The following is a 3,831-nucleotide window of genomic DNA, read 5'->3' on the forward strand; positions in this document are numbered from 1 at the left end:
ACTTCTCCAAGATCACTTAAATGGACTTCCTACAGTTGTAGAGAGCTATTTCAAAAAGCGTCCTCGCTACACTGATATCTTTTGGAATGAAGCTCCAATGATCAATAGAAAGAGAACTGATGAGCTTGGTATGGCCATCTTCAATCATCTGGATTCTATTAGATTTATTATTACAAATTTAAATAATTACCTTCTTCCATATCACTCTAGATGGGATGTGAAAGAGCTTACTGATGAAAATCAAATTGTAGCATTCACTAGGTTTGAAAAATTCATCGGTGTCCTAGATGATGTTCAGAAGGCCTTAGAAGTTGCTCTAGATCAACCTGTTGAAAAAGAGGGATATACTAAATCGCTTAAGTATCATGGAGAGTATGGACTGAGTGTAAGTGCTTCTCCTGTAAATGTTGGAAAAGTGTTACATCAAGGACTCCTTGAGATTTCAGACTCTGTTGTTTTTACTTCTGCAACGCTTGGAAACGATAAAGGTGATCAAGGTAGTAGAGGAATCGAATGGGCAACAGGATATACATACCTAGAACCTGAAAGAAGATTTAAGGCCGGATTCTACCTTCCTCCGACATTTGATTATAAAAATAAAACAAAAGTCTTTCTATGCGATGACACGCTTCCAATTTGGGATAAGAGCTTTGTTCCTCAAACTCTGAAAAAGATTTCAAAACTAATTAGAGACCTTAAAGGAAGAAGCCTTCTCTTATTCTCTGCACGCTCTAGATTTGAAATTGCTAGAGAGTTACTTCTTGAAGAATTTGATGGAGAGATACCTCTCTTTATTCAAGGAATGGGAAATAATGTAGTTGAGGACTTTAAGAACTCTGACTCAGGTATTCTTTTAGGGATGGAGTCATTTGGAGAGGGGATAGATATTCCTGGAGATGCTCTACAATTTGTTTTTGTTGATAAAATTCCTGATCTTCGTATGGATTTAGTTATTCAGGATAGACGTGACTTTTATGAATCAAATATTGGAAACGAATTCACTGATTACTACCTCTCCCATAGAACAAGATCACTTCATCAAAAACTAGGGAGACTTCTTAGAACCGAAAGTGATATCGGTGGAGTTATTGTTGTCGATTCGAGAATACGCTCATGGAAGGGAAGAACAATGCAACAGCTCCTAAAGCTTATGGAGCCATATCAAATAGAGAGAACGACTCTTGATGTCGCCTGCGAACAGGTTAAAGACTTCGTTATTCAATAAGAAATTTTAATAGTGACTCCTTTTATTGGGGGTCACTTCATTTCTAACTACTTGTTTTTTCATGGTGAGTATAGTTGTAGTTATAATTACTTTGATGAAAAAAATAATCTTAATTTTCTGTCTTTCAATGAGCTCTGCTTGGTCTGTAACATGTTTAGAGAGTGCATCTCTGTTAACTGTCTTAAAGTTAAAAGATATGGTTACGGCCTATAGTCAAAGTTATTACGATGATATTGGAGACTATGAAGATAAAAGACCCATGGTCGATAATTATTACTCTTATACGAAAGTTTGTGAAAAAGAAGAAGTCTTAGACACAATTCTCTTAGTAAAAAAAGAACACTTTAAAGTATGTTCTCTCAGGTCTGTAGCGGATAGTTTAGATAAGTCACCAGGGTATCTAGAGACTTCAAGACTTACAGATTTAATTACAGAGAGTGTTGATGATGAGGATTGCTCGCCAGGGGAGATAAGACAAATGGAAGATCAGCTTATCTCTGCAAGTAATCAAATTGCTAGGGAGTTAAAGAAAGAGAAATCTGATATTTCAGGAGTCTGTAATATTGCTCGTAAAGCATTCTATAATAACTTAAATCTAAAAAAGAAATGTAAGTGAGCCCTTTAGTCTAGCTCTCTTTCTGATAGATTATTAAAGTATTTAACTTCTATTTTAGTGCCCTTTCCATCTTCTAAAAAATAGGGAATTGTCACATACTGGCTAACAAAGCATCGTAAGTTTGGTGCATCCTTATCATACTCATCACTTTCTTCTTTATATTCAATTTTATAGTCGACACCTTGGACGTTACTTCCGTCAATTGTCTTTGTCTCACTGGCCTGATTCATTCTTCTAATTGTAATGGTATTAAATGAAGGCTCACTCTCATAGCTCCATTGATTTGAGCTCGATAAGACGTTGTAGATATTCTTTCCTGTAGAATCAAATTTCTTTGATCTTAAATGGAGCATACTTGTACAAACTGCTGGCGTAGAGATAGAGAACTTAGGAGTAGTGTTTAGAACGAGTTTTTCTGTTTCACTTGCAGATTCAAAAGAGTAGTTGATCGTATTGTTCTTACTGTTAAAAGAAAATGTTTCAACGACATTGTTGTTACCAAGTACTTTATTAATAACAACAAGAGTTGGGATATAGTCTTTATTGACTTTAAAGTCGACGGAGATATTTAAAAGCTCGCCCGTTGCGACTCTAGACATGATATGACTCTGAAAGAGCATGCTAGAGTCTCCTTTATCTTTAAATACTTCAAAAGTCTCCTCGCAGTAGATATTAGTATTTCTCATATACTTGTACGCACCGCGATAGATCTTGTTTTCTTTTTTCTTTGAATTGTCTGAATTTGCCATATAATTATTTTACTGAACAAAGTTAATAAGGAAAAGAGAGCAATTGTGACCAATAGTAATAAAATCATTTATAAGCGTATTCTTCATCTCGTAACTTCTTTTGAATTTGTTGCCCTCACAGTCTTTGGGAACTTTTTCATCTTCCTTTGTTCTGTTGGGATTTTCTATATCGAAAAAGATGCAAACTCCGAAATGGATCACTTTATAGATGCAGTCTGGTTTTGCTTTGCAACAGTGACTTCTGTTGGATATGGGGATGTGGTTCCTGTTACATTTTCAGGAAAGATCTTCAGTATTATGCTAATGCTTTTAGGGACAGCAATGTTTGCTGTTTATACGGCTCTTTTTGCTAATGCTATCCTTGGTGATTATGCAAAGAGATTCAAGGGGATATTTAAAGGTATCTCTACAGAGGAAGAACAAATCGCTAAATCTATTGAAGAGTTGAAGAAATTAATTAATAATTTAGAAGAAAAAAACAAGAAATAAGTTAAAGGAAAGGAAATTCTATGATCTCTTATGAAGTTTATAAAGTAATACACTTACTTTGTATTTTACTTACTGTGGCAGGGCTTGCTGTAGGTTATTACTCTACACAACCAAAGCATATTAAAATTATTACTGGAATAACAAGTTTATTAATTCTTGTTTCAGGAATGGGGCTTCTTGCTCGTATTGGTGTTTCCCATGGAGAAGGTTTTCCAACTTGGGTAATTGTTAAGATGGTTATTTGGCTTGTTATTGCCGTTGCTGGACCTGTGCTTGCAAAAAGACTATCTAAAGATGTTAAGCCAAAGTTATTCTGGGGCTTCATTACATTATTCTTCATTGCTATCTACTTCGCTGTAAATAAGCCTTAATGACTGATAAATCAATTTCAAGTTCTGTAAAGCTCACTTTAAGTGGGCTTTTCTTTTTCTCACTTCCTAATATTTTTGGTTCTTTACTTGAACCTGTTACTGGAATTGTCGATACTGCTTTAATTGGTAATAAAGATACTACGTGGCTTGCCGCTTTATCTCTAGGCGTCGTTATCTTAAGTTCTTTTACATGGGTATTTAATTTTCTTATTCATACATCAATTCAGTCAGTCAGTGAGGCCTACTCAATAAGTGACTCTGACCAGATTCATAGTAGAGTTAAGGTCGCCTTATTACTTTCTCTCTTTGTTGGACTATTTTCTTCTGTTTTTCTGTACTTCTTTAGTTCGCCAGTCTTTGATTTTGTTGGAGCAAAAGGTG

Annotated in this window: 6 protein-coding genes; 5 read left to right on the top strand and 1 reads right to left on the bottom strand. The window is 35.1% G+C overall.

Going from position 1 to position 3,831, the window contains the following annotated elements; all coding sequences use genetic code 11:
- Together ABX784_RS16000 and ABX784_RS16005 are read left to right on the top strand one after the other, a co-directional pair.
- A partial coding sequence (locus ABX784_RS16000; RefSeq protein WP_372656068.1) for a helicase C-terminal domain-containing protein occupies nt 1-1,225 on the top strand: 1,225 nt, incomplete at its 5' end.
- A gap of 94 nt (nt 1,226-1,319) precedes the next feature.
- The gene (locus tag ABX784_RS16005; RefSeq protein ID WP_372656069.1) at nt 1,320-1,841 is read left to right on the top strand and encodes a hypothetical protein; all 522 of its coding nucleotides are present in this window, start codon (nt 1,320-1,322) and stop codon (nt 1,839-1,841) included.
- A 5-nt stretch (nt 1,842-1,846) separates the two neighbouring features.
- On the opposite strand, the gene ABX784_RS16010 is transcribed toward ABX784_RS16005, so the two are convergent.
- Nucleotides 1,847-2,590: a hypothetical protein gene (locus tag ABX784_RS16010; RefSeq protein WP_372656070.1), complete on the bottom strand. Its 744-nt coding sequence runs from the start codon at nt 2,588-2,590 to the stop codon at nt 1,847-1,849.
- A 45-nt stretch (nt 2,591-2,635) separates the two neighbouring features.
- On the opposite strand from ABX784_RS16010, the gene ABX784_RS16015 reads away from it, so the two are divergent.
- The 3 genes from ABX784_RS16015 to ABX784_RS16025 all read left to right on the top strand — a co-directional run.
- On the top strand, nt 2,636-3,079 hold the full coding sequence (locus ABX784_RS16015) for a potassium channel family protein (RefSeq protein WP_372656071.1): 444 nt from the start codon (nt 2,636-2,638) through the stop codon (nt 3,077-3,079).
- Between the two features lie 20 nt (nt 3,080-3,099).
- The gene (locus ABX784_RS16020; RefSeq protein ID WP_372656072.1) at nt 3,100-3,450 is read left to right on the top strand and encodes a SirB2 family protein; all 351 of its coding nucleotides are present in this window, start codon (nt 3,100-3,102) and stop codon (nt 3,448-3,450) included.
- Nucleotides 3,450-3,831, top strand: a 382-nt coding sequence (locus ABX784_RS16025; RefSeq protein WP_372656073.1) for an MATE family efflux transporter, incomplete at its 3' end; no start/stop codon positions are given. The genes ABX784_RS16020 and ABX784_RS16025, both read left to right, overlap by 1 nt.

It is taken from the genome of Halobacteriovorax sp. (genome assembly GCF_041587335.1).
Classification (GTDB): Bacteria; Bdellovibrionota; Bacteriovoracia; order Bacteriovoracales; family Bacteriovoracaceae; genus Halobacteriovorax.